Raw genomic sequence first — 24,744 nt, forward strand, 5'->3', positions numbered from 1 at the left:
CTCCACGGGACCCTGCCGCTCGTCTGCAACAACCCGCGATCGGTGGGTATGTTGGGGGCTGCAGCGCGTGGTCACCCCTATACGGAGCGATCACCCCTGCCCCATGGCTGATGACTGTCGAAGCGACGGGAAAGTGTGGAATGAGCCAGGAATCACAACCGCAGGCCGGTGGCGTTGATGTCAGCATCCCGAGTGTGGCGCGGATGTACGACTACTACCTGGGTGGCAAGGACAACTACGCCGTCGACCGCGAGGCCTGCGAAGAGTTGAGCAAGGTCGTACCGAGCACCCAGGTGCTGGCGATCAACAACCGACGCTTTCTCCAGCGGGTGGTCCGCTGGCTGGCTCGCGAACACGGCATCCGGCAGTTCATCGACCACGGATCAGGCCTGCCGACCCAGGACAACGTCCACCAGGTCGCCCAGCAGGTCGACCCGGAATCCCGCGTGGTGTACGTCGACAACGACCCCATCGTCCTGGCGCACGGCCGCGCACTGCTGGAGGAGAACGCCAACACCGCCGTCATCCAGGCGGACATGCGCGACACCGACGGCATCCTCAGCAGCCCCGAGGTCGAGCGGCTGATCAATTTCGATGAGCCCGTCGCCGCGCTGTTCGTCTCGGTCCTCCACTGCATACCCGATGCTGATGACCCGGCCGGGCTGATCAAGAGGGTCGCCGACCGGCTGGTGCCCGGCAGCTTCCTGGTGGTGTGTCAGCTCGTCAGCGAGGACGCCGCCACCCGCGACTTCGTCACCGAATTCATGCGGGTCAGCACCCACGGCCAGTGGGGCCGGGTGCGGCAGGCCCATGAGCTGGCGGGGTTCCTGGAAGGGCTGGAGGTCCAGGAGCCGGGTCTGGTCGAGGTCTCCACCTGGAAGCCGGATGCGGACATCGGCCCCAAGCAACTCACCCAGGAGTGGATCGAGTTCGGCGGCGTCGCCCGCAAGGTGTAGGGCGCAGACACCACACGGAAGAGGGGCGGGGCGCCCGGTGGGTGCCCCGCCCCTCTCCGCTGGGATACGGCGCGTCAGCTCTCCTGCTTGAGCAGCCGCTCCAGGATCTCCCGTGACTCGCGAGGAGACTCGGACTGCGCGCTGAGCCGGTCCATCACCGCCAGGTAATGATCGACATCATCGCGCTTGTCCAGATAGAGCGCGCTGGTCAGCTGCTCCAGATAGACGATGTCCGGCAGATCCGGCTCCAGGAACCGCAGGATCGTGATCGGACCACCGGCCGCCGCCAGGCCGCCGAGGCTGAAGGGCGCGATCTGCAACGTGACATTCGGCAGCTCGGCCATCTTCAGCAGATGTCTGAGCTGACCGGCCATCACCTCAGGGCCGCCGAGCGGACGGCGCAGTGACGCCTCGTCGATCACGGCCCACACCCGCGGTGCATCCGGGACGGTCAGCAGCTCCTGACGCTGTACGCGCAGCTGCACCCGCCGCTCGATCTCCTCCGGGGAGGACCGCGGATGCCCGAGCTGTGCCACCGCACGGGCGTAGTCCGCTGTCTGCAACAGGCCCGGCACGAACTGGACTTCGTACGTACGGATCACCGACGCGGCTTCTTCGAGGCCGATATGCGTCTCGAACCAGCCGGGCAGCACATCGCCGTACTGATGCCACCACCCCGGACTGCTGTTCTTGCGGGCCAGCTTGAGGAAGTCGGAGCGGACCGCGTCGTCCGTGACGTTGTAGAGCGTCAGCAGATCGGCGACATCCCGCTCCTTGCAGCTCACCCGGCCGAGCTCCAGGCGGCTGATCTTCGCGTGCGAACCGCGGATGGCGTCCCCGGCGGCCTCCCGGGTGATGCCCGCCCCCTCACGCAGCCGGCGAAGCTGGGTGCCCAGCACGATACGCAGGACGGTCGGGCCGCCGCGCGGATGCTCCAGGTAGCGGCGCAGGGACGGATCGCTGCTCGGCTGCGCGGCGGTCATGCTGACTCCCCTGAGTGGTCGGGCGAGCGCCCAGTGTCCCACCGCCCCGAGCGGTCCGTACAGCCGGGGCGACTATCCGAACGACATATGCGCCAATCGCGGTGCGCATGTGTCAGTGGCCGTCGATGAGATCGTCGAAGTCGCCGTCCTTGGCTCCCTGGACGAAAGCCACCATCTCGGCGCGGGTGTAGACCAGGGCCGGACCCGCGGCGAACCGTGAGTTGCGCACCGCCACCCCACCGTCCGAAAGAACGGCCAGTTCCACACAGTTGCCGCTGGGGTTGCTGCGGCGGCTCTTGCGCCAGACGGCACCTTCGATGCTGGTCGCCTGCATGCCGTTGGTCACCGACTCCATATCAGCTGCTCCCTTGCTGGAGGTCGCTTCTCCGACCGGTTTCGGGCCTGCGATCACCTTGGCGTGAACGAGCCCCTGGGCGGCCGTCCTTACTGATGTAATTGCAGATGCACTTGCATCATGGGACGGCTGCCGAGGATATTAGCTCTCCGAGGCAGTCCGGCCCAGCCCTGAAAATCCCCCTCGCGGAGATGTTGATGACCACACATCCGGCAGAGACCGTGCACGATGCCCTTCGGGATGAACCGTGCGAGGACGGCTGGTGGTTGCCGGCCCCCGACGGCTTCGCCGCCTGCGCCCTCAGCGGCTCCGCGCGCACCGTGCCGGAAGCCCGCCGGTTCACCCGGGCGACTCTCGCCGGCTGGCAGATGTGTGCCGACGTGGCCGACGACGTGGCCCTGGTCGTCTCCGAACTCGTCAGCAATGCGCTGCGTTACGGCACGGCGCCCGGGGAGGACGAGGCCTGCGAAGCAACTGCCCCCTTCTGTAACGCCTGGCTCGCCCTGACCCGACAGAACGCCACGGTGCTGTGCGCGGTCTCGGACGCCGGCACCGGCGCGCCCGTGGTCAAGCCCCCGGACGCCCTGTCGGAATCCGGGCGCGGCCTGCACATCGTCGACCAACTGAGCGACGCCTGGGGCTGGACACCACCGGACCGGACCGGAAAGACGGTGTGGGCGACGGTGTCGATGCGCGGCTGAGGCGGGCCCGTACGGGGGGCGGGCCCGCCTCGGCGGAACGAGACACGGACCTGCCGTGTGTGACGATTCCCGGGTTGCCGTCACCCGAGCGGAAGGCCCGAGAAGCCGATGGACCTGCTGTCCCTGCGCTACTTCCGGGAGGTCGCGCGCCGAGAGCACATCAGCCGGGCCGCAGCGGAACTACGGGTGGCCCAGCCCTCGGTGAGCCGGACGATCGCCCGGCTGGAAGCCGAGCTGGGGGTGCCGCTCTTCGACCGGCAGGGCCGCACCATCCGGCTCAACCCTCACGGCGCCGCGTTCCTGGCCCGGGTCGAGCGTGCGCTGGACGAACTCGACGACGCCCGCAGGGAGGCGGCCGACGCCGCCGGGCTCGACGACGGCTCCGTCGCCGTCGCGGCAGAGACCCTGCTGCCCCTCACCGAGCTGCTGGCCGCATTCCGCGCCGCTCATCCCGGGGTCACCGTCCGGTGCTTCCAGTCCACGCCCGAGGTGATGCAAGATCAACTGCGGGCACGAGAAGTGGACTTCTGCTTCGGCTCGCAGCCGCTGTCCGGGCCCGGTCTGGGCGCGGTGCGGCTGCTGCACGAAGAGGTGCTGCTCGCTGTGCCGGCCGGTCATCCGCTGGCCGGCCGGGGCCGGCTGACGCTCGCCGAGGTCGCCGAGGAGCCCTTCATCACCACCCGGGCGGGCCACTGGCAACGTGCGCTGCTGGAGCGGCTGTTCACCGCGCTCGGGCGCCGTCCGGTCATCTCCTGCGAGGGCGACGAGCCGGGTGCCACACACTTCCTGATCGCGGCAGGCCTCGGGATCGGGCTGATGCCCTCGCTCGCCCGTGCCGATCTCTCCCGGACGCCGCTCGCCTGGCTGCACCTCGACACCCCCGACTGCGTACGGACGCTGAGCCTGGTCCGGCGCGAGGACAGCTATCTCTCCACGGCCGCCGCGCGGTTCCGTGACATGGCCGTGGCCCACTTTGCCGAGCGTGCGCAACGCACCCTTCCGGCCGGGGAGTTGGGCGCAGGAGGGTAGGAAGGCGGTCGCGGTCGGCCCGACAGGTGTTCCTGAGCGCCGCCGCGTCGGGGCGGAAGGGCCGGGGCGGGGCAAGGGCCGGGTGGTCGGACACCGCCCGGCCGTCGGCCTAGGCCTCGCCCGCCGGCCCGTCCCCCAGGCCGAACGCCTCCAGCAGCCGCTCGGCCGCCAGGGTCGCGGTGAGCTCGCCGTCGCGCACGGCACGTTCGACATCGGGACCCAGCCGGCGCACCTCGGGGTGTTCCTGGAGGCGGTCGATCAGCCGCTCGCGCACCATCGACCAGGTCCAGTCGACCTGCTGGGCACGGCGCCGTTCGGCCAGCGCCCCGGTGGACTCCAGGAGGGTGCGATGTTGCTCGACCCGCTCCCAGAGCCCCTTCAGGCCGGTGTTCTCGCGGGCGCTACAGGTCAGCACGGGGGGTGTCCAGGCCGCGTCCGCGGGCTGCAACAGCCGTAGCGCACCGGCCAGTTCACGGGCCGCGGAGCGGGCGTCGCGCTCGTGCGGGCCGTCGGCCTTGTTGACGGAGACCAGGTCCGCCAGCTCCAGCACGCCCTTCTTGATGCCCTGGAGCTGGTCGCCGGTGCGCGCCAGGGTCAGCAGCAGAAAGGTGTCGACCATGCCCGCGACGGTGGTCTCGGACTGGCCGACGCCGACCGTCTCCACCAGGACCACGTCATAGCCCGCGGCCTCCATCACCACGATGGATTCCCGGGTGGCCCGCGCCACCCCGCCCAGCGTGCCGGACGTGGGGGAGGGGCGGACGAACGCCGCCGGGTCCGTCGCCAGCCGCTCCATCCGGGTCTTGTCACCCAGGATGGAACCGCCGGTTCGGCTGGAGGACGGGTCCACGGCGAGCACCGCCACCCGGTGCCCTGCGCCGGTCAGCAGGGAACCGAGCGCGTCGATGAAGGTCGACTTGCCGACGCCGGGCACTCCGCTGATGCCCACTCTTCGGGCCGAGCCGGAGTACGGCAGCAGCTCGATCAACAACCGCTGGGCCGCCGCCCGGTGGTCGGGCCGGGTGGACTCGACCAGGGTGACGGCGCGGGCGATCCAGGCCCGGGAGCCCGCGCGGACACCTTCGGCATACCGTTCGACATCGATCCTCGCAGGCATGCTCACCCGTTCACAGCTCGTGGCCCAGGACCGATGCCAGGTCCCGCACCAGATCGTGGGCGGCCTCGGGGATGACCGTGCCGGGCAGGAAGACCGCGGCGGCACCCATGTCGCGCAGCGGCTGCACATCCTGCGGCGGGATCACCCCGCCCACCACGATCGTGATGTCCTCCCGCTCCTCCGCGGCCAGCGCCTCCTTGAGCGCGGGCACCAACGTCAGATGCCCGGCCGCCAGCGAGGACACCCCGACGATGTGGACGTCCGCCTCCACCGCCTGGCGTGCCACCTCGGCCGGGGTCTGGAACAGCGGGCCGACATCGACGTCGAAGCCCAGGTCGGCGAAGGCCGTGGCGATCACCTTCTGGCCGCGGTCATGGCCGTCCTGGCCCATCTTGGCCACCAGGATGCGCGGCCGGCGGCCCTCGGCGCGCTCGAACTCGGCCACCAGCGCCCGGGTGCGCTCGACACCGGAGGAGGGGCCCGCTTCGTCTCGGTACACACCGGAGATCGTACGGATCTGGCCGGAGTGCCGCCCGTAGACCGACTCCAGGGCGTCCGAGATCTCGCCGACCGTCGCCATGGCACGGGCCGCGTCGACCGCCAGCGCCAGCAGATTGCCCTCCAGCCCCTCGCCGGGACCGGACTTGGCCGCCGCCGTCAGCGCCTCCAGCGCCGTCCGGCAGGCGTCCTCGTCGCGCTCGGCCCGCAGCCGCTTGAGCTTCTCGATCTGCTGGGCGCGCACCGACGTGTTGTCGACCTTGAGGACCTCGATCTCCTCGTCGGTCTCCACCCGGTACTTGTTGACGCCGATCAGCGCCTGCCGCCCCGAGTCGATCCGCGCCTGGGTACGCGCCGCGGCCTCCTCGACGCGCAGCTTGGGGATGCCCGCGTCGATGGCCTTGGCCATCCCGCCGGCGGCCTCGACCTCCTCGATGTGCTGCCAGGCCCGCTGCGCCAGATCGTGGGTGAGCTTCTCGACGTAGGCGCTGCCTCCCCACGGGTCGATGACCCGGCAGGTGCCCGACTCCTGCTGGAGGAAGAGCTGGGTGTTACGGGCGATCCGGGCGGAGAAGTCGGTGGGCAGGGCGAGCGCCTCGTCGAGCGCGTTCGTGTGCAGGGACTGGGTGTGGCCCTGCGTCGCCGCCATCGCCTCCACACAGGTCCGCGTGACGTTGTTGAACACGTCCTGCGCGGTCAGCGACCAGCCGGAGGTCTGCGAATGGGTGCGCAGGGAGAGGGACTTGGGGTTCTTCGGGTCGAAGCGCTGGACCAGCCGCGCCCACAGCAGCCGGGCCGCCCGCAGCTTGGCGACCTCCATGAAGAAGTTCATGCCGATCGCCCAGAAGAACGACAGCCGCGGCGCGAAGGAGTCCACGTCCATGCCCGCCGCCATACCCGCGCGCAGGTACTCCACCCCGTCCGCGAGGGTGTACGCCAGCTCCAGGTCGGCCGTCGCGCCCGCCTCTTGTATGTGGTAGCCGGAGATCGAGATGGAGTTGTAGCGCGGCATCTTCTGCGAGGTGTACGCGAAGATGTCGGAGATGATCCGCATCGAGGGCTGCGGGGGGTAGATGTAGGTGTTGCGGACCATGAACTCCTTGAGGATGTCGTTCTGGATGGTCCCGGCCAGCTTCTCGGGCGGTACGCCCTGTTCCTCGGCGGCCACGATGTACAGCGCCAGCACCGGAAGCACCGCGCCGTTCATCGTCATCGACACGGTCATCTTGTCCAGCGGGATGCCCTCGAAGAGCTGCCGCATGTCGTAGATGGAGTCGATCGCGACGCCCGCCATGCCGACATCGCCGGTCACCCGTGGGTGGTCGCTGTCGTAGCCGCGGTGCGTGGGCAGGTCGAAGGCGACCGACAGGCCCTTCTGGCCGGCCGCGAGATTGCGCCGGTAGAAGGCGTTGGACTCCTCGGCGGTGGAGAAACCGGCGTACTGCCGGATCGTCCAGGGCTGGTTGACGTACATCGTCGGGTACGGGCCGCGCAGATACGGCGTGATCCCCGGATACGTCCCCAGGAAGTCCAGACCGTCGAGATCCTCGTCGGTGTACAGCGGCTTGACGTCGATGCCCTCCGGCGTCTCCCACGTCAGGTCCGCCACGCCCTTGCCGGTGGACTGTGCCACGGCCGCGGCCCACTCCCCGGTGTCAACGGCGGCGTCCGCCGTGACCGGGGCGCCCAGCTCGACCGTGCTGAAGTCCGGGATGGCGCCCGCTTGTTGTGTCGTGTCGTTCATCACGCCACCTCCATGACATCCAGGGCCGAGGACAGCACCTCGACCGCGTCGCAGCCCGCGAAGACAAAGGAGTCCACACCGGCCGCTACGAATTCCTCGCGGCGCTCACCCGGCTTGCCGGCCAGGTGCACCCGCAGCGCCCCCGCCGACTTCAGCGCGGCCGCCACGGCCGCCGCCTGCTCGCCGTACACCGCGTCGCTCGAACACAGACAGGCGATCCGCGCGCCACTGCGGGCGAACGCCTCGGCCACCGACTCCGCATCCACCGGCGCGGGCTCCGCGACCGTCTCGATGCCGCCCGCCTGGAACAGGTTGGCGGCGAACGCCACCCGCGCGGTGTGGGCCGCCACCGGGCCCAGCGCGGCCAGAAAGACCTTCGGGCGGGCCCCGTTCGCCGCCAGGTGGTCATCGGAGCGCGACCGCAGCCGCTCGTACGCATCGTCCCTGCGTACCCGCGGCAGCCCGCCGCCGATCGGCGTGGGTGCCGGCTCGCGGTGTACGGGCGGCTCGGCGAGATGGGGGAACTCGCTGACACCGGTGATCGGTTCACGGCGGCGGGCGAGGTCTTCGGTGCGGCGCTCCCAGGTGCGGGCCAGCCGGCCGGCGATCATCCCGGAGCGCAGCGAGGCGGCCTGGCCGTCCGCGCCCTCGATCTCCTGGAACCAGGCCCAGGCCGCACGGGCCAGCTCGCCGGTGAGGCTCTCCACGTACCAGGAGCCGCCTGCCGGGTCGATCACCTTCGACAGGTGCGACTCCTCCAGCAGCACGGACTGGGTGTTCCGGGCGATCCGGCGGGCGAACGCATCGGGCGTGCCCAGGGCGGCATCGAACGGCAGCACCGTCACCGCATCCGCGCCGCCCACGCCCGCGGACAGCCCGGCGACCGTGGTGCGCAGCATGTTCACCCACGGGTCCCGACGGGTCATCATGACCGTGGAGGTGACCGCGTGCTGGCGCTGTGCCGCCGCGGCGGGCGAGGCCCCGCAGACCTCGGCGACCCGGGCCCACAGCCGACGGGCCGCGCGGAGCTTGGCGATCGTCAGGAACTGGTCGGCGGAGGCGGCGTAGCGGAACTCCAGCTGCCGGCAGGCGTCGTCGATACCGAGGCCGGCTTCCGTCAGCTGCCGCAGATAGGCGACGCCGGTGGCCAGCGAGATGCCCAGCTCCTCGGCGGCCGAGCCGCCCGCCTCGTGGTACGGCAGCGCGTCGACGGCCAGCGCCCGGATGCCGGGCGCCTCGGCGGTGCAGCGTGCGGCCAGCCGGGCGGCCGACTCCAGCTGAAGGCGCAGCTTGGCGTCGTCACCCGTACGGGCCAGCAGGCCGAGGGGGTCGGCGCCCAGGCATCCGGTCACCTCGCTCAGCGGTGCGCCGGACGCGGTGTACAGCCGCAGCAACTCCTCGGCGGCGGGCGCGAAATCGGCGCCGGCGTCCAGTACCACCGCGGCCAGGTCCAGATAGACGCCGTCGAGCGTCTGCTCCAGACCCTCCACCGGCACCCCGCCGTCGCCGACGGTCAGCCAGACCGAGGTGACGCCGTTCTCCAGATCGGCCAGCACCGATTCATTGGCGCGCCGCGGATCGGTGTGGACATGGCGCTGGCGTACGTCCCACCCGGCGACGGACGTGCCCTCGGGCCGGCCGGCCCGTACGAACGGCGGGAAGCCCGGATGGCCCAGGGCGGCCGTGCCGTCCTCGGCGGTGTAGAGCGGGCGGATGCGGATGCCGTCCTGCAGATCGGTGGCGAGGGCGTCCTCGGCGGCGGCGCCCGTCGCCTCGGTGACGCCCGATTTGCGCAGCACGCCTTCAACGAGGCGCTGCCACTGCTCTCGATCGGCATCGGGGAAGGCGGCGGCCAGGGGGAGTTCGGGGGACTCGGCGGTCATGGCAGCAGGCTAGGCGAACGACCGTTAGCTGGAGCAGGGGCTCCAGCTGTGACGTTGCACTCGTTGACCTCCCATGGATCTTCATATTTATGCGTCGGAAGGGGCACGTGGGACGGGTCGGCCGTATGGCGCGGAGTCATCTTTTTCCGTACCGGACGCGCCGCCCCGGGTCGTTGGGCGGCGTTCAGTACGGTGGCGCGGCACCCGACCGAGGAGCGCCATGTCCAAGGGGCCGATGATCCGCGCCGCGGCCGTCGCCGCCCTGCTTCTCGCCGTCGCGCCCCTGTGGGGGCTGCCGCTAGCGGCTCCCTCCGGCCGAGTCGCGGACTGCACCGGGCGCCGGATCGCCTCCTGGTCCGTAGATTCCGGGCATACCGCGGAATTCGCTCGTTATGGCGATGACAACGCCCGTACGGATGACTGGACCGGCGGTGACGGCACTCACTCGGTGCGCCTGCCCGACGGCCGCACCCTCTGGCTCTTCTCCGACACCTTCCTCGACCGGATCCAGCCGCCGCCCGACCCACAGGGGCAGAAGCACCGTTGGCGCACCGCCGACACCGGTGGCGTCCCGCTGTTGCGGCACAACTCCGCCGTGGTGATGTCCCGTTCGGGCCGGCCGGCGCACACCCTGACCGGCGGCACCGCGGCAGCCCCCGGACCGTTCTTCCCCGACCCGCCCGGCGGCGGCTGGCGCTGGCCGGTCCGCGCGAGCGTCGAGCCCCGTACGCCCGGCGCGCACGAGAAGGTCGTCCGGGTGCTGCTGTGGAACCGCGCTCCCGGAACCGGACCGTGGATCTTCGGCGTACCGCACGCCACCGAGGTCGCCACGCTGTCGCTCCCCGCCCTGCGCCTCGAAGGCATCACGGAGACCGTCGGCCCGGCCTCCGTCGCGGATCCGGGCCGACGCGTCCTCTACGGAGCGGCGGTGGTCCGCGACGGCGGCTGGACCTACGTCTTCGGCAGCGATGACCCGCCCTCGTCACCGGCCTCCAGCGCCTTTCTCGCGCGGGTCCCGGCCGGGCGGCTCGCGGACCGCGGCAGCTGGCGGTTCCGGGAGGGCGCCCACTGGCGGCGGCAGGCCGGGCGGGCCGGGCCGGTGCTGCGGGCCGGCGGCCGGCGCGGCGTCGGCAGCACCTTCACCGTCGTGCGCGACGGTCCGGCCTGGGTGCTGATCACCATGGACACCGGGGGAGACGGTGCGGCGGGGATGCGGGCGATCACCAGCTACTGGTCCTGCTCACCGCACGGCCCCTGGCACGGGCCGAACGGCCGCCTCACCCCGCCCCGCCCGCCTGCCCCCGACCCGCAGCATGTCGTCGTCTACAACCCCCAGATACACCCGGAATTCACAGCAAACGGGGAGTTTCTACTCAGCTACGACATCAATTGGCTCGGCCCGCCCGGCGTCCCGGCCGATCCCCGGGTCAACGGTGATGTGGACCTCTACCGCCCGCGATTCCTGCGCGCACGGATGGGGCCCGCCGGACGGTGACGACGGCGGCGCGGTGCGGTGGGCGTGGCGCGGTCGGCCTGCTCGCCGACGGGCCGGGCCGGACCGCTTACGGGCTTCAACCCCCGTGCTCCCGGCGCCACTTACCGGCCACCGGAGAGGTGGGCGAATTCGCCGCGCTCCGTCGCCTCGCGGATCTGTTTGTCGATCCAGGTCTCGAAGCTGACGCCGGGGGGTTTGCGCTCGGTCATCGCGTGAGTCTCCCGAGGTTTCCGGGGCCGGTCGGCCGTTCCTCTTCAGACGTGGTGCGGGGTGGGCGGATGCCCGTCTTCACGATAACGCCGGCGGGCCCGCGGGGGCGGCCGTTCAGCCCGTCGGGCCCGGTGCCACGCCCGTCGGGCCTGTGCCGGTCCCGCCCGTGGCGGTCTGGTTCGGGGCGGTCGGGCTGGTGCGGGTCGGGCTCGGCTCGACGATGGGGAACGCGTTGTTGCCGCCGCAGACCATGGGTCCGACACGGTCGCTGTCGGCCACGAGCGTCACGGTGACCTCCCCCGGCGGCCTGTTCCCGGGCACCCGCGCGTTGGCCGCGGTGCACACCAGCTGGTTCAGCGAGGCGGAGTCCAGCCGCTTGACGTTGATCGGAAGGGTGATCTCGACGCTGCCCGCACGGGCGTCGGCGGTCAGCGAGCCGGGGAACTTCGGCAGCACGCTGGACAGGCCGCGCATCCGCTCGGCGTGATTCGGTCCCTTCATCAGAATCTCGATGGCTTGTTCGGGATCGACCGGTGTCTTCGCCCGCCGGGTCGCGGAGCGCAGACCGGACGGTCCGTAGAAGAACAGCTGGACTTCGGCCTCGGGCTGGCCCGGTGACCGCACGCCGGTGGCGGGCTCGCCGGCGTCGATGACATCCGTCGGCGCGATACCGCAGCCGGCCAGCGCACCGGCCAGGGTCCCGGTGAGCACCACGGCCAGCGCACCGGTGAGCACGCCGGTCAGCACCCGCCGCCGGGCCCGGGGTGCGCGCAGGGCGTTCAGGGCGTTCATGGCGCTCATGCGTGGGTCTCTTTCCCGGCTTCGGAGCGGGTGCCGCCCCGGTCGTCGTCCGCGGTCCGCTCCCCGGCCGTCCCTGCGTCGTCGGCCGCCCAGGCGTCGTCCGGCGGGCCGGAGCACCCGTCGTCCGCCGGCTCGCCCGCCTCCTCGTGGCGCAGCGGCAGATCGACCGTGAACACCGCGCCGCCCTCGGGGGCGTTGGCGGCGCGCACGGAGCCGCCGTGCAGCCGTACGTTCTCCAGCGCGATGGCCAGGCCCAGGCCGCTGCCCTCCGAGCGGGCGCGGGCGGAGTCCGCCTTGTAGAAGCGGTCGAAGACATGCGGCAGGACCTCGGGGTCGATGCCGGGGCCGCTGTCGGAGATCTCGATCAGCAGCCGGTCCGCGCCCGGCTCCGGCGCGTACAGCCGTACCCGGACCGGCTCGCCGCCGTGGTGCAGGGCGTTGCCGACCAGGTTGGCGACGACCACATCGAGCCGCCGTGGATCGAGCCCGGCCCGTACGTTCGCCGGCAGGTCCGCCGACACCCGCTTCTGCCAGGCCCTGGCCTGAAGGGTCTTGCGGATGGTCTCGGCGACGTCCACCTCGTCCAGATGGAGCGCCGCGGCGCCCGCGTCGAACCGTGACACCTCCATCAAATCCTCCACCATCCGCGCCAGCTTCCCGGTCTCCTGGCTGATCAGCCGGACCGCGGAGGCGGTGTCGGGGTCGAGGGAGTCGGCGTCCTCGTCGAGCACATCGGTGACCGCGGCCATCGCCGCCAGCGGTGTCCGCAGCTCGTGGGAGACATCGGCGGCGAACCGGCGGGAGTTGGACTCCAGGCGGCGCAGCTCGGCCATGCTCTCCTCCAGCCGGGCCGCCATGTCGTTGAACGTCCGGGACAGATCCGCGATCTCATCGGCGCCCTTGACCTCCAGCCGGGTGTCCAGCTTGCCCTCGGCGATCCGCCCGGCGGCCTGCCGCAGGCCCCGTACGGGCCGCAGCACACCGCGCGCGGCGAGCAGCGCCAGGACCACGGTCAGCACCAGCACCGGCAACGCGCCCCGCTGGGCGGCGCTCACCAGCGCCTCGACATTGGACTCCTCGGCGCTCAGCGGGAGCTGGGCATAGACGGACAGCGCGGAGGCCCGGCCGTCGGACTGCCGTACCGGCATCCCGATCAGCAGCCAGGGGTCCCCGCTGCGGTCCACGCGCTGGAAGGCCGGCACATGACGCTTCTCCACCGACTCCTTGAGGCCGGCCGGTACCACGACGCTGCCCCGCAGGTCGCCTTCGTCGGTGTCCCGTACGCCGCTGTAACGTACCGAAATGTCCCAGTCCCGGGACTTTCCGGAGCGCTCCAGCTGGACCCGCAGGGAGTCCAGATCCGCCCGGGACGGCGGCACCGGGAGTTCCGGCGCCAGCGAATTGACCTGCGCCCGCAGATCGTTGACGGCGATGTCCTGGGAGCGCTGGAGTATGGCGTTACGGGCCTCCTGATAGGTCAGCAGCGCGGTGGTCAGTGCGCTGAGGGCGGCCACCACCAGGAACCCCACGACGAGCCGGGCCCGCAGGCCCCGTAGCAGCTGGGGGTTCCCCGGCCCCAGAAGGGGCAGGGCCGGCACCCGGCCGGCGAAGCGCTTCACAGGGGCCCGAAGCGATAGCCGAAGCCGCGCACGGTCTGGACGTAACGGGGGCTGCGCGGGGTGTCCTCTATCTTCGTCCGCAGCCGCATGACACAGGCGTCGACCAGCCGCGCATCGCCGTGGTAGCTGTGCTCCCACACATGCTCCAGCAGCTGCTGGCGGCTGAAGACCTGCCCGGGAGTGGCGGACAGGAACAGCAGCAGCTTCATCTCCGAGGGGGCCAGCGCCAGATCCTTGCCGCCCTTGCCGACGACCAGACCGGCGCGGTCTATGGCCAGTTCGCCGTAGCTCTCGACCGGGGCGGGGCCCGGCTCCGCGGCGGCCGGAGTGCCGTCGGCGGGCAGCGCCGTGCGGCGCAGCACCGCGCGCATACGTGCTTCGAGGACCTCACCGCGGGCCGGCTTGATGATGTAGTCGTCGGCCCCGGCCTCCAGCCCGAGCACCACATCCAGGTCTTCGCCACGGGCGGTGAGCATGATGATCGGCAGCTGCCGTTCCGTACGGATCAGCCGGCAGACCTCGAAGCCGTCCTTGCCGGGGAGCATCAGATCCAGCAGCACGATGTCGGGGCGGAAGCCCGGCAGGAGCTCCAGCCCCTCCTCACCGCTGGCCGCGGCCGCCACTTCGTGGCCGCGCCGCCGTAGGGCCAGGGACACTCCGTCCCGTACGGCGGCGTCGTCCTCGATCAGAAGTACACGTGGCATGGGTCCAGTATCAATAAGTTTCATGATGGATCGGTAACAGGAGCAGCCTGCCCGAACTCCGCTGCATCTCACGTGGTGCAAGGCGGTGCGTGCCACACACACCCACCGCCGGTCGGTACGCACACGAGCACGGTATGAGGGACGGGATCGGGATGGCACGGCGCTTCGGCATGGAGAGCGGCATCATCGGGGTGGCCGCGGCGGCAGTGGTCTCACTCGCGGTTGCGGGGACGCTCGCCTTCGGCAACTTCGGATCGAGTTCCCAGGCCGAGGCGGATGACGTCGGGGCCAAGGCCAAGCGGGCAGCCCCTGTCGCACCGGTCGATTCCACCATCGTGCACGCCTCGGACCGCCCCGGCCGCAGCCTGAACATCACCATCGATGACGGCCCGGACCCGGTCTGGACCCCGAAGGTGCTCGACGTGCTGAAGAAGTACGACGTCAAAGCCGTCTTCTGCATGATCGGCCCGCAGGCCAAGGCGCACCCGGACCTGGTCAAGAAGGTGGTGGCCGCCGGGCACAAGCTCTGTGACCACACCATCAGCCACAACACCGGCATGGATCACCAGTCGCAGAGCTACCAGTCGCAGCAGATACTCGACGCACAGAAGATGATCGAGGACGCGGCGGGCGGCGCACAGGTCGAGTACTACCGCGCCCCCGGCGGCGCCTTCACGCCCTACAGCCGGAAGCTGGCCGCGGATCACGGTATGCGGCCGCTGGGCTGGAACGTCGACAGCAAGGACTTCGAGGGCGGCACCGTCGACGGGATCGAGGCAACGGTGCGCGGCGAACTCCCCAACGGGCCGACGGTCCTGTTCCACGACGGCGGGGGCGACCGCGCCCGGACCGTCGATGCCCTGGACCGGCTGCTGCCGTGGATGCAGCAGCAGGGTTACGGGTTCGGGTTCCCGAAGCGCTGACGGGTGACCGGGAGGTCCCGCCGTCCGCCTGCTTACCCGGGGCGGTGGCGGGGCTTTCCGGCTTTCGCGGGCTCTGAGGGGCTGTGCTGTCTCGGCGGGCTTGCGGGCTGTGCGGGCTCGCGGTCTCGGCGGGCTGTGCGGACGTGCGGTCTCGGCGGGCTGTGCGGAACCTCCTGGGGAGTTGTCCGGCCGACCTCTGGTCCGCCCGCGCCGGAGGCGCCAGGGCTGTGCGCCTCACCGACCGCCGGACACCCCGGGGCCTGTCTGCCGCCGACCCAGCGGACAGCCCCCGGGGCGTGCCGTCGCCTCCGGCTCCCCGGGGGCGACGGCCTCTTCCCCCGGCCCTACGCCGTGAACACCTCGCCCTGCTTCACGCCGTGTCTCCCGCCGTGCCTCAGGCTCCGCCTCACGCTCCGCCTCACGCCGCGCCGAACAGCTCCGCGAGGCCGCGCTCCATGCCGAGGTGCGCCGGCTCGCTGCCCGCGGGCACGGCCTCGTACGAGCGTGCGAGGAACAGCCGGACATCCGCGGTCTTCAACTGGACCATGGCGATGCCTTCCTCGGCGTGGAACTCCATCACCGTGCGGTCCGGCCCGGACGGCCGCACCCGCACATCGCCCCGCCCGGCCGGCGCCCGCAGCCCCTCGTCGAGCAGCTCGCGGGCGAACGCCCAGTCCACGGCGGAGCCGTCCAGCGAGATCTCCGGTGGGAAGAACATCCGTACCGCCAGCGGATCGGCGGGCTGATAGTGCAGCACCGCCGGCACTGCATGCGGGCCGAAGGTGGTGGCGATGAGGCGGACCTGGACGGCTTGGTCGATGACTGGGTTCATCGCGCTGCTCCCTCACGGCTGCCGGGTCATGGGCAATGGCTCGTCCAGTAGGACGGTGTGCCCGGTCTCGTCGTGCACGCGACATGTGTGTGATGTATCTCATGTTGCCGCAGGCTTGTCCGACGGTCCGCCGCACGCCGTGGGCGGGGCGACCCCACAGAAAAGGTTGTCAGCCGGCCAACAGCAAGGACGCGTCCGTCACGTGGAGTTCCCCCGCAGCTACGGCAGCCGCTGTTCCGGCAGGTGTGCCGGCGTCCCGGGGTGCATCAGGAACTCCTCCAGGATCCCCGGGGCCGTCGCCGCGGCGAAGCCCGGGGCCTCGGCGGCCGCGAGGTCCGGGATGCGATAGCCGTCCTCGCCCGCCGCGACCGCCGCGGTGAGCGTGACCAGGCCGGCCCGGCGGCTGAACGGCGAAGTGGAGAACGTCCAGGCCGCGATGGCCTCGCGCTGGAGGGCGAGGGTGTCACGGCTGAAGGTGCCCGAGCGGGCGACCAGATACGGGCCGTCCACGCCGTGCCCCAGATTGCGGTACGCGTCCCGGGCCAGCCACAGCACGACCGCCGTGGTGACCACCGCGTAGATCCAGGCGCAGTGCAGCAGTACGGGGGTGAACGCGGCGCCGAGACCGGCGAGGACGGCCGTGCCGGGCAGCACCGCCCACAGCAGCCCGCGCACCCGGCGCCGGCGAAGGGCGATGCGGGGGTGCGGTGTCAGCGCTGCCGGTGAGGTGCTGCCCGGAAAGGGTGACCGCAGGGCGCCGCCCGCCACCCGCAGCGCCTCCGGACGCGGCGCCGGCGGCAGCAGCCCGCTGCGCTTGCGGTTCTCCTCGTGGTTGCCCAGGCCGCCCGCCACCGCACGTACCAGGGCTCCGCCGCCGGCTCGCAGCAGCAGCGGTTCGCGCAGCAACACTCCGCGCAGCCGGGCCCGTTCGATGGTGACCGAGCGGGTGGTGAACAGGCCGCGGCGCACCCGCAGAGTGCGCGCGTCGGTCCACTCCAGGCAGTAGTTCCACCAGTTCTCGACGTACAGGGCGAGGGCGCCGACCGAGCCGAGGGCGAGGATGACCAGCAGCGCGGCCGGAACCGTCAGCCAGAGCGCGCTCGCGCCGAATTCGGTGAACGCCCGCTGGACGAAGCCGAGTTTCCAGGCCTCGATGCCGATGCCGTCCAGCACCCGGTAGGCCGAGCCGGCCACCACGAACACCCCGCCGACGACCCAGAAGGTGAGCGGCGCATACCGCAGCCAGCGCCAGCTGATATGGGCCACCACGGGGTCGTTCGCGACCGCCTCGGCATCCGCGTACGCGAGCAGTTCCGCACGCAGCCGTTCCGCCTCCGGGACCGCGAGCGCCTCCAGTGACAGCTCGCTGCGGCCGTCCCCCGAGCCCGCCGTACCTGCCCGCAGCACGGTGACACCCAGCAGCCGGTGCAGCGGGGTCGCCGTCAGGTCGACGGTGCGGATGCGGTGCAGCGGCACACTGCGCAGCCGCCGGGTCAGCAGTCCGCTGCGCACGTCGAGGGTGAGGGCCGGCCGGCCGTGGCCCCCGCCGGGAGCATCCGCTGCCGTGCCGTCCGCACTCCGGGGGAGGGCGACACGGAACTCCGTACGGGCCCAGCGGATCAGGCCGATCGTGGTGACGACGGCGAACGAGGCGGCGATGGCGGCGAGCGTGAACCAGGCTCCGGTGGTGATCCGGCCTCCGGTGGCCAGCGCCGTCAGCGCCAGCGAACCGAGCGGCGCGGCCATCCAGCCGCAGTGCACCAGAAGGGTGCGCGGATCCAGCCGCCGCCACTGGGTCGCCCCCGGTGAGGTGGACCCGAGCGACGGGCCGGGGTGCGGGCCGGGTGTGCCGGACGCGTCGGGGCGTGCGCCGGGTATGCCGGGGTGGGTGCCGGACGCGTCGCCGCCTGCGCCGGGTATGCCGGAATGCGGGTCGCGTGCGGTGCGGTCCAGTCCGGGTGCGTCGTGGGCCGTGCCCGGGGTCTCGGGCTCCAGCGGCGTGCTCATGCGGCATCACCCGGTACGTCCTGCGCCGCCTCGCCGATCCGCCGGGACAGTTCCTCGGCGTCCGCGTCGGACAGCCCCGCGATCTTGATGTCGCCCGCCGTCGAGGCGGTGGTGACGGTCACCGTCGCGAGCCCGTACCGCCGTTGAAGCGGGCCGCGCACCGTGTCCACCGTCTGCACCCGGGTCAGCGGTGCGATCCGCCGCTTCTGCCAGAACCAGCCGCCGGCCGCATAGACCGCCCGCCCGCCCAGCTCCCAGGCGTGCACCGCGTACCGCCACCGCGGCATGACCACGAGATAGCCCACGGCCGGCAGCACGAGCACGACCAGCAGGAGCGGGCCCAGCCACGGCAGTGCGCCCGGGAAGAAGAGGAGGGACAGGACCGCCATGGTCAGTGCGGTGAGCAGCATCGGACCGCTGAGTGTCAGCAGTGCCTGGACCGTCCACCAGCGACGGGCCCGGGGATCGACACGGTGGCGGGGCGGGCGCAGCAGTGGGGCGGCGGGCTCGGGCATGGGGGTCACCGGTTTCCAAGTCAAGCGTATTGAGTGGCGATACGTTATAACGGTACAAGCGACTTGTAAAAGCGGGCCGGGTCTCCCGAGCCGGAACCACGCGCGAGGGCCCGCGCACTGTACGAGGGAGGTCATCCGTGCCCAAGAAGGTGGACCACGAAGTCAGGCGCCAGGAGATCTCCGAGGCGCTGTGGCGGATCGCGAGTACCCGCGGGCTGGACGGCGCGAGCCTGCGCGATGTCGCTGCGGAGGCCGGCATCTCGCTCGGCCGGCTCCAGCACTACTTCCGCACCAAGGACGAGATGCTCCTCTTCGCCCTCCGGCGCATCAACCAGCTCGCCGCGGACCGGATTCGTGCACGCATCGAGTCGCTGACCGAGGAGCCGACGCCCCGTGAGGTACTGCGGGCCTGTCTGTCGGGCATGCTGCCGCTGGACGACAGGAGCCGCATCGGATTGCTGGTCGGCGCCGCCTACTACGCCCGCGCCGTCCACGACGCGGCCCTGCGCGCCGAGGCCGAGAACGGAATCCCTCAGCTCCGTGCCTTCTTCGCCGGCCAACTGCGGCTGGCCGCGGACCGCGGCGAGCTGCCACCGGAACGTGCCACCGAGGACGAGGCGATGCTGCTGATCAGCATGGCCGACGGCCTCGCCACCTACGTCCTGCTGGGTGTGCACGACCCCGAGACCGCGCTACGGCTGCTGGATCTGCATCTGGCGAACCTCTTCGGGGCGGAGCGGGCGGCGGACGGGCCGACGCCGCCCGGCTGCGAGGTGGGTGCGGCACCTGCGCCCGGAGAGCGCGGAGCGCCGCGTTCGTCCGGAGGGCGGAAGGTCCCGTCTTCGTCCGGAGGAGCGGAGGTGTCGCCCTCGTCCGGAGGGGCGGAGGTGTCGTCTTCGTGCGGAGGGGCGGAGGTGTCGCCCTCGTTCGGGGGAGGGAAGGTGTCGCCCTCGTCCGGCCGGTGATCGTCCGGTTTCGGCGGCGGAGCGGGCTTGAGTGGAGTGTGTGCCGAACTCGTATGTGCGACCGCCGCGGTGGAGCGCCTCTACATCGCCGGCGCCCTCATCTTCGCCTTCGCCTTCGCTTTCGCTTCTGCCTTCGTCTTCGTCTTCGCCTTCGGGGGCGAGTCCTACGCCTCGCGCAACAGGGCGACGAGATCGGCCTCGACGTCCAGGTGTCTTGCCTCGTCGCCCTTGGCGACGAGTTGGTAGGACCGGGTCAGGAAGGCCCGCAGCTCCTGTGCGTCGAACTGCACCACCGCCATACCGCTGACGGCGTGGAACTCCACCACCACGGCGTCGGAGTCGTACGGCCAGATCTGCACATCGCCCGCTCCGGCCGGCTCGCTCAGCCCCTCCTCCAGCAGGTCCCGCCCGAACGTCCACGTCACCTCGGCGCCGTCCAGCGACGCGGCGGGCGGAAAGACCAAACGCACCGCGAACGGATCGGCGCGGTCGTAACGCAGGCTCGCCGGAATCACCTGCGACCGGGGAGCGGTCGCGATGAGACGGGCCTGAACGGCTTGATCGATGACGCTGGACATCGCCGGCTCCCTTGCATTCGGTGTGCGGATCGTTGGGTCTTTGACCACTAGGACGCGTAGGTCATCGCGCCAGGTGCATTGGATTCCTATGTGACCTCCATCACGGGCCTTTGGATGTATGCATATGCCCTCTTTGCTGTGCGCCCGGAGCGGGTGACCGGCTCTCGGGGAGCTGGTGTGATGGCCCGTCAGGCGCTTCGGGCCCGCCTGACGGCCTGGGCGCGTCGGTGCGTGGGCGCGTCGGTTGTGCGTCGATGGCGTATCGGCGGCGCGGGGCGGTGCGTTGGCGGTGCGTTAGCGGTGGGGTGGCGGTGCGTTGGCGGTGCGCCATGATCGCGCCCCGTCGGCTGCCGGTGGCTCGCGCTGCTGCCGCGAGCGGGGGCGGTCGGCTGCGGTCGACCGCTCGGGGCGGTCTGGACGGCGCGAGCGGGCTGGGCTAGCTTCCAGCCCAAAACCAGAGCGGGGTGGGGCGAATGCGGCGCACGGGACGCTTGTTGTGGCAGAGCTCGGACAGGGACACGAGGCGGGCACGGCGCACGCGGAAAGCCCGACGTTGGGCTGCCGTAACCGCCGGTGCGGCGGCGCTCGCCACGATGGCATCCGGCCCGGCGGCCGCCGCCCGGCCGACGGCCACCGACGCGTACGGGCCCACGCACGCGAGTGCGCACGGAACCACGTACGGGAATCCGCTGGAAACCCCGTACGCGCGTTCGTACGGAACCGGGGCGGCGCGTTCGTACGCGGCGGCACCGGCTTCAGCCGGCGAGCCGGTTTCGGCGGCATCGCTCGTCACCCCGCACGCCGGCTGGCGACTCAAGGACAGCGGCAGCACTGCCCGCTTCCGGGGTCTGGCGGCCGTCAGCCGCACGACGGCCTGGGTCGCCGGCACGGCGGGCACCGTGCTGCGCACCCACGACGGCGGCAAGCACTGGAGGGACATCTCCCCGCCCGGCGCCGGGGAGCTGGAGTTCCGCGACATCGAAGCGCTTGATGCACGTCGCGCGGTCGTCCTCGCGATCGGCGAGGGCGAGGCCTCACGCGTCTTCCGCACCGACGATGCCGGCGCCACCTGGACCGAAAGCTTCCGCAACACCGACCCTCGTGCGTTCTACGACTGCCTGACGTTCTTCGACCGGCGGCACGGCATCGCACTCAGCGATCCCGTCGACGGCACGTACCGGATCCTGTCCACCGCAGACGGGGGCCGCAGCTGGCGCGTACTGCCGTCGGGCGGTATGCCGCCCGCCCAGAAGGGCGAAGCCGCGTTCGCCGCCAGCGGCCAGTGCCTGGTGTCGGCGGGCAGCCGTGATGCCTGGATCGCGACCGGCGGGGCCGCCACCGCCCGCGTCCTGCACACCGCCGACCGCGGCCGTACCTGGTCGGTCACCGACACCCCCGTCCCGGCGGGCGACCCGGCCCGTGGCGTCTTCGCGCTCGCCTTCCGCGACCGCACCCACGCCCTCGCGGTCGGCGGCGATTTCCGTCCCGACCAGCCCTCGCCCCATGCCGCCGCGGTCAGCGACGACGCCGGCGCCACCTGGACACCGGCCGCCGAACCCCCGAAGGCCTATCGCTCCGGCGCCGCCTGGCTGCCGCATTCCCGGCGCCTCGCCGTGGCGGTCGGCCCGTCCGGCAGCGATCTGACGCTCGACGCCGGCCGCACCTGGCACACCTTCGACAATGGTTCGTACGACACCGTCGACTGCGCCCCTGACCTGGGCTGTTGGGCCGCCGGCGAGCGGGGCCGGATCGCACGACTGGAGCCGTGACGGCGAGCCTCACGCGAAACGGGCGAGCCGACTCGACGCGGCGGCGGGGGGAGGAAGGAAGCGGGTGGAGGAAGGGTGCGGGTGGTCCGGGGTGGCGGCGGGCGAGGGGCCCGGCCGGTCGCACCGGGGTGGCCGGTCCGGGAGGGCGGAGGGGCGAGGACCGGGGGCGTCCGGCGGCCTGCTGCGCGTCGCGGCCCCACCCCGCAACCGCCCTCCCCACCCCCAGGGCAACGCTCGCCACCCAGGTTCGCCGCCCCTAGTCGGCTTCGCCCCCTGGCCAGGCCCCCCTGGCCAGGCCCCCCTGGCCAGGTTGGCCCCCGCCGGGTTCGCCCCCCGTTCGGGGCCGTGGTCCCACTACACCGACCGGGGTCACCGCTCACCCACGGGCGCCTTCCTCACTCCATCAGGCTGCCGAGCCGTCCCTCCAGTACCACCAGCAACTCGCCCAGCGCCTCGGCGAGTTCCTCCTGCCGCTGATCGCCGATGCCGTCGAGCAGCGCCGCCTCGTACCGCAGCTGTTCGGGCAGCAGCTGGTCGATGGTCTCGCGTCCATCGTCGGTGAGCGAGAGATGCGCGACGCGGCGGTCCCGGTCGTCGGGGCGGCGGGAGATCAGCCCACGTTCCTCCAGCTGCCGTACGCGTTTGGTCACCGCGGCACCGGACGCAAAGGTCTCGCGGGCCACCCGCCCGGGGGTCAGCTCGCGGTCCATCCGGCGCAAGGTGCCGAGGATGTCGAACTCGGGACGGGTGAGCCCGGCCTTCCGCAGCGGCGCATCGGCCGCCTGCTGGAGCAGCGCGGAACAGCGGTTGAGCCGCCCGATCACCGCCATCGGGCCGGTGTCCAGCCCGGGGTGCACCTGCTGCCACTGGCGCAGCACCCCCGCGACGATGTCCTCGGTCACCCGCACACTCCTCTCGGCCATGCCGTACGCCCCTAATTGTGCCTGCCGCAGGCCGCCTGACCCGCGTCGGGCGGACGCACGGGTCAGGCGGCCGGCACCGGTGCCGAGAGCCGCCCTACGAGACCGGCCAGTGCCCGGTGGCCCTGCTGCTCGGCATGGGCGATCCGCTCCTCCGGAAGGGCGCGCTGCCACCACTCACCGGCCGCCACCTCCACGGCCTCGCGAAGCTCGACCAGGCCACCGGCCAGCCGGTCACGGGCCCAGCCGGTCTCCCGGGCGTCGTCCGCCCCGGGCGCCGGCCCCGTCGCGAGGAGCCGCGACGCGGCGGACTCCGCAGCCGTGACCCGCTCCAGGGCGACCTCGATACGGTCGGCGGCCCGCCGGTTGGTGACCAGCACGCAGCAGGCCAGGCCCACCGCCGCCCCCACCACGGTGTCGATCCAGCGGTCCGCGATCAGTGTCCTCGCCGGCAGCCGACTGCCGAATTCGGTCAGCAGCAGTGCCATCGGCGTGACCCACACCGAGCCGAGCCAGTAATTACGGGTGATGCAGGCCTCCGCGCCGAGCTGGCAGACCAGCGCCAGCACGATCATCATGAGCTGCCCGGTGTGCAGCAGGGGCAGCAGCGCGGTGTAGAGCAGCAGACCGAGCAGATTGCCGAGCGTGCGTTGCAGCGCCCGCTGCCAGGAGAGCGTGGTGTTGGCCTGGTAGATCGAGGCCGCGGTGACCACGGCCCAATACGGATGGCCGACGCCGACGGCCATCGATGCCCACCCCGCCAGCACACCCCCGGCGGCGACCCGCGCGCCGATGGGCAGCAGTGGTGACCCGGGCGCGAGCCGGGCGAGCACCCCGGTGCGGCCGGGCGCGGGGCGCCGCGGCTCCCGCGCCTCGTCGGCGACGCCCACCAGCTCCTCGGTCTCCGCGGCCGAGAGCGCGACCTCGGGCAACGGCCGCCCGCTCCGCAGCTCACGCGCCCAGCCGGTGAGCCGCTCGGCTTCCGCTGCCGCGGACCGGGGTTCGTGCCCGAGCGCCGACTCGGCGCGCACCAGCAGCCGTTCGAGCCCGGCCCGCGCCGCGGCCTTCGCCGGTGTGCGCGCCGGGACCAGGAACAGCGTGTGCCAGGCGGCGTTCACGGCGGCCGCCGCGGCATGCCGGGCCTGTGCCACACCGGCCCGTTCCGCCCCGCCGGGGCCAGGTTCCGTACGCAGCAGCCTCGCAGAGGCCTCCAGAGCGCGAGCGGTGGCGATCCGCTCCGGCCCCCGCGGCCGTATCAGCGCCGGCGCCATGCAGACCAGCCAGGCGAGTCCCCCGGCGCCGAGCGCCAGCGCCAGGTGCAGCGGAACCTGGCCGAGGTGCTGCGGCACGAAGAAGGCCGACGCGGCGATGAACGTCAGGATGAGGTTTCCCGGCGGGCCGATGCGCGTGGCGTCACAGACCATCTTGTGGACCGCGGCCACCAGCGAGGCCAATACGACGAGCAGCGCGGTCGAGGTGGTCAGCGAGGCGGCGGTCAGCGCGACGCCGAGGCCGGCGACCATCCCGAGCACCACCCACAGCAGTGTGCGGGCGCGAGCTGCGTACGGCAGACCGTGCGCGTAGAGGGCGCACATCGCCCCGGCCGAGGTGTACAGGATCAGATCCAGCCGTCCCAGGGCGAACAACGCGAAGTCGGGCACAGCCAGTGCCGCCACCGCGCTGAGTGCCGGCTTGTGCCAGATGTCGACGGGGCGGCGCAGTCGCACGGCGCTCCTGATCGGCAACGGCCGGACGCGCACCGCGCTCCCCGGCGCGGTGCGCGCGCTCTTCCCGGACGGCCGTGCGTGCTTCCCCATACGAGGAGGTTAGCAGGTGTTTTACTAGTGAAATATTCACCTCACCCGTCCGTGCGGCCTCCAGGCGCCACGTGAGCACCCGGAACCAGGCGCCACGTAAGGGAGCCGGCAAAGGGGAGCGGCAGAGGGGTGGGGAAGAGGGGTGGGGAAGAGGGGCGAGGCGGCGCGGGGGATGGGGAGGGGCCGTGCGGGCTAGTAGGAGCAGCGCGAGGCAGTGGGAGAAGTGCGGGGGATGAGCGGCAGCGTGTGGCCGCGGCCACGGCCAGCGCACACGACGGAAAGGGACAGCAGAGAGGGACAGCAGAGAGGCACAGCAGAGAGGG

21 protein-coding genes and 1 pseudogene are annotated in these 24,744 nt (G+C 71.9%); 7 read left to right on the forward strand and 15 right to left on the reverse strand.

What is annotated here, in order from left to right; genetic code table 11:
- Positions 1 to 140: 140 nt before the first annotated feature.
- On the forward strand, positions 141 to 956 hold the full coding sequence (locus tag K7C20_RS30615) for an SAM-dependent methyltransferase (RefSeq protein WP_030084229.1): 816 nt from the start codon (positions 141 to 143) through the stop codon (positions 954 to 956).
- A gap of 74 nt (positions 957 to 1,030) precedes the next feature.
- Here the strand turns inward: K7C20_RS30615 and K7C20_RS30620 are convergent, their stop codons facing one another.
- Both K7C20_RS30620 and K7C20_RS30625 read right to left on the reverse strand, forming a co-directional pair.
- Positions 1,031 to 1,939, reverse strand: coding sequence for a helix-turn-helix domain-containing protein (locus tag K7C20_RS30620; RefSeq protein WP_222892690.1), 909 nt, complete (start codon positions 1,937 to 1,939; stop codon positions 1,031 to 1,033).
- A gap of 112 nt (positions 1,940 to 2,051) precedes the next feature.
- Positions 2,052 to 2,294 carry a DUF397 domain-containing protein gene (locus tag K7C20_RS30625; RefSeq protein WP_030084232.1) on the reverse strand — a complete coding sequence of 81 codons (243 nt, stop codon included), beginning with the start codon at positions 2,292 to 2,294 and terminating at the stop codon, positions 2,052 to 2,054.
- 197 nt (positions 2,295 to 2,491) lie between these two features.
- Here K7C20_RS30625 and K7C20_RS30630 point away from each other — a divergent pair, with 197 nt between their 5' ends.
- Positions 2,492 to 2,995, forward strand: a complete 504-nt coding sequence (locus K7C20_RS30630) for an ATP-binding protein (RefSeq protein ID WP_030084239.1) — start codon at positions 2,492 to 2,494, stop codon at positions 2,993 to 2,995.
- Positions 2,996 to 3,103: 108 nt separating this feature from the next.
- Positions 3,104 to 4,024 (forward strand): LysR family transcriptional regulator, encoded by a 921-nt coding sequence (locus K7C20_RS30635; protein ID WP_053210202.1) that lies wholly within the window; start codon positions 3,104 to 3,106, stop codon positions 4,022 to 4,024.
- Between the two features lie 109 nt (positions 4,025 to 4,133).
- Here the strand turns inward: K7C20_RS30635 and meaB are convergent, their stop codons facing one another.
- The 3 genes from meaB to K7C20_RS30650 are packed head-to-tail and all read right to left on the reverse strand — an operon-like array spanning position 4,134 to position 9,266.
- A complete protein-coding gene (gene meaB, locus K7C20_RS30640) occupies positions 4,134 to 5,141 on the reverse strand; it encodes a methylmalonyl Co-A mutase-associated GTPase MeaB (protein ID WP_030084242.1) in 1,008 nt (335 codons plus the stop codon).
- 10 nt (positions 5,142 to 5,151) lie between these two features.
- Complete coding sequence (scpA, locus tag K7C20_RS30645; protein ID WP_030084243.1) at positions 5,152 to 7,383, reverse strand: methylmalonyl-CoA mutase; 2,232 nt, start codon at positions 7,381 to 7,383, stop codon at positions 5,152 to 5,154.
- A complete protein-coding gene (locus tag K7C20_RS30650) occupies positions 7,383 to 9,266 on the reverse strand; it encodes a methylmalonyl-CoA mutase family protein (protein ID WP_053210203.1) in 1,884 nt (627 codons plus the stop codon). The genes scpA and K7C20_RS30650 overlap by 1 nt, the downstream gene beginning before the upstream one ends.
- Before the next feature lie 220 nt (positions 9,267 to 9,486).
- Here K7C20_RS30650 and K7C20_RS30655 point away from each other — a divergent pair, with 220 nt between their 5' ends.
- Positions 9,487 to 10,761, forward strand: coding sequence for a DUF4185 domain-containing protein (locus K7C20_RS30655; protein ID WP_053210204.1), 1,275 nt, complete (start codon positions 9,487 to 9,489; stop codon positions 10,759 to 10,761).
- Between the two features lie 110 nt (positions 10,762 to 10,871).
- Here K7C20_RS30655 and K7C20_RS30660 read toward each other — a convergent pair.
- The 4 genes and pseudogenes from K7C20_RS30660 to K7C20_RS30675 form a co-directional block, all read right to left on the reverse strand.
- Positions 10,872 to 10,970 (reverse strand): annotated as a pseudogene (locus tag K7C20_RS30660) (DUF1992 domain-containing protein); the annotation flags it as partial.
- 115 nt (positions 10,971 to 11,085) lie between these two features.
- The gene (locus K7C20_RS30665; protein ID WP_030084248.1) at positions 11,086 to 11,772 is read right to left on the reverse strand and encodes a lipoprotein; all 687 of its coding nucleotides are present in this window, start codon (positions 11,770 to 11,772) and stop codon (positions 11,086 to 11,088) included.
- Positions 11,769 to 13,391 carry an ATP-binding protein gene (locus K7C20_RS30670; protein WP_078953529.1) on the reverse strand — a complete coding sequence of 541 codons (1,623 nt, stop codon included), beginning with the start codon at positions 13,389 to 13,391 and terminating at the stop codon, positions 11,769 to 11,771. Before K7C20_RS30670 ends, K7C20_RS30665 begins: the two co-directional genes overlap by 4 nt.
- Positions 13,388 to 14,095, reverse strand: a complete 708-nt coding sequence (locus K7C20_RS30675; protein ID WP_030983885.1) for a response regulator transcription factor — start codon at positions 14,093 to 14,095, stop codon at positions 13,388 to 13,390. Before K7C20_RS30675 ends, K7C20_RS30670 begins: the two co-directional genes overlap by 4 nt.
- 152 nt (positions 14,096 to 14,247) lie before the next feature.
- Here K7C20_RS30675 and K7C20_RS30680 point away from each other — a divergent pair, with 152 nt between their 5' ends.
- On the forward strand, positions 14,248 to 15,018 hold the full coding sequence (locus K7C20_RS30680; RefSeq protein ID WP_030084257.1) for a polysaccharide deacetylase family protein: 771 nt from the start codon (positions 14,248 to 14,250) through the stop codon (positions 15,016 to 15,018).
- Between the two features lie 418 nt (positions 15,019 to 15,436).
- Here the strand turns inward: K7C20_RS30680 and ssgD (K7C20_RS30685) are convergent, their stop codons facing one another.
- The 3 genes from ssgD (K7C20_RS30685) to K7C20_RS30695 all read right to left on the reverse strand — a co-directional run bounded on the left by ssgD (K7C20_RS30685) (position 15,437) and on the right by K7C20_RS30695 (position 18,372).
- Positions 15,437 to 15,850, reverse strand: a complete 414-nt coding sequence (gene ssgD, locus K7C20_RS30685; RefSeq protein ID WP_030084259.1) for a spore wall synthesis regulator SsgD — start codon at positions 15,848 to 15,850, stop codon at positions 15,437 to 15,439.
- A 219-nt stretch (positions 15,851 to 16,069) separates the two neighbouring features.
- A complete protein-coding gene (locus tag K7C20_RS30690) occupies positions 16,070 to 17,857 on the reverse strand; it encodes a PH domain-containing protein (protein ID WP_078953530.1) in 1,788 nt (595 codons plus the stop codon).
- Complete coding sequence (locus tag K7C20_RS30695) at positions 17,854 to 18,372, reverse strand: PH domain-containing protein (protein WP_030084265.1); 519 nt, start codon at positions 18,370 to 18,372, stop codon at positions 17,854 to 17,856. Before K7C20_RS30695 ends, K7C20_RS30690 begins: the two co-directional genes overlap by 4 nt.
- A gap of 137 nt (positions 18,373 to 18,509) precedes the next feature.
- On the opposite strand from K7C20_RS30695, the gene K7C20_RS30700 reads away from it, so the two are divergent.
- On the forward strand, positions 18,510 to 19,337 hold the full coding sequence (locus K7C20_RS30700; RefSeq protein ID WP_078953531.1) for a TetR/AcrR family transcriptional regulator: 828 nt from the start codon (positions 18,510 to 18,512) through the stop codon (positions 19,335 to 19,337).
- 164 nt (positions 19,338 to 19,501) lie between these two features.
- Here the strand turns inward: K7C20_RS30700 and ssgD (K7C20_RS30705) are convergent, their stop codons facing one another.
- Complete coding sequence (gene ssgD / locus K7C20_RS30705; protein WP_030084269.1) at positions 19,502 to 19,915, reverse strand: spore wall synthesis regulator SsgD; 414 nt, start codon at positions 19,913 to 19,915, stop codon at positions 19,502 to 19,504.
- 593 nt (positions 19,916 to 20,508) lie between these two features.
- Here ssgD (K7C20_RS30705) and K7C20_RS30710 point away from each other — a divergent pair.
- A complete protein-coding gene (locus K7C20_RS30710) occupies positions 20,509 to 21,684 on the forward strand; it encodes a WD40/YVTN/BNR-like repeat-containing protein (RefSeq protein ID WP_078953532.1) in 1,176 nt (391 codons plus the stop codon).
- 395 nt (positions 21,685 to 22,079) lie between these two features.
- Here the strand turns inward: K7C20_RS30710 and K7C20_RS30715 are convergent, their stop codons facing one another.
- Both K7C20_RS30715 and K7C20_RS30720 read right to left on the reverse strand, forming a co-directional pair.
- Positions 22,080 to 22,586: a MarR family winged helix-turn-helix transcriptional regulator gene (locus tag K7C20_RS30715; RefSeq protein ID WP_030086044.1), complete on the reverse strand. Its 507-nt coding sequence runs from the start codon at positions 22,584 to 22,586 to the stop codon at positions 22,080 to 22,082.
- A gap of 83 nt (positions 22,587 to 22,669) precedes the next feature.
- Complete coding sequence (locus K7C20_RS30720; RefSeq protein ID WP_053210205.1) at positions 22,670 to 24,421, reverse strand: FUSC family protein; 1,752 nt, start codon at positions 24,419 to 24,421, stop codon at positions 22,670 to 22,672.
- Positions 24,422 to 24,744 lie beyond the last annotated feature (323 nt).

Origin of the sequence: Streptomyces decoyicus (assembly GCF_019880305.1) — a bacterium.
GTDB lineage: Bacteria > Actinomycetota > Actinomycetes > Streptomycetales > Streptomycetaceae > Streptomyces > Streptomyces decoyicus.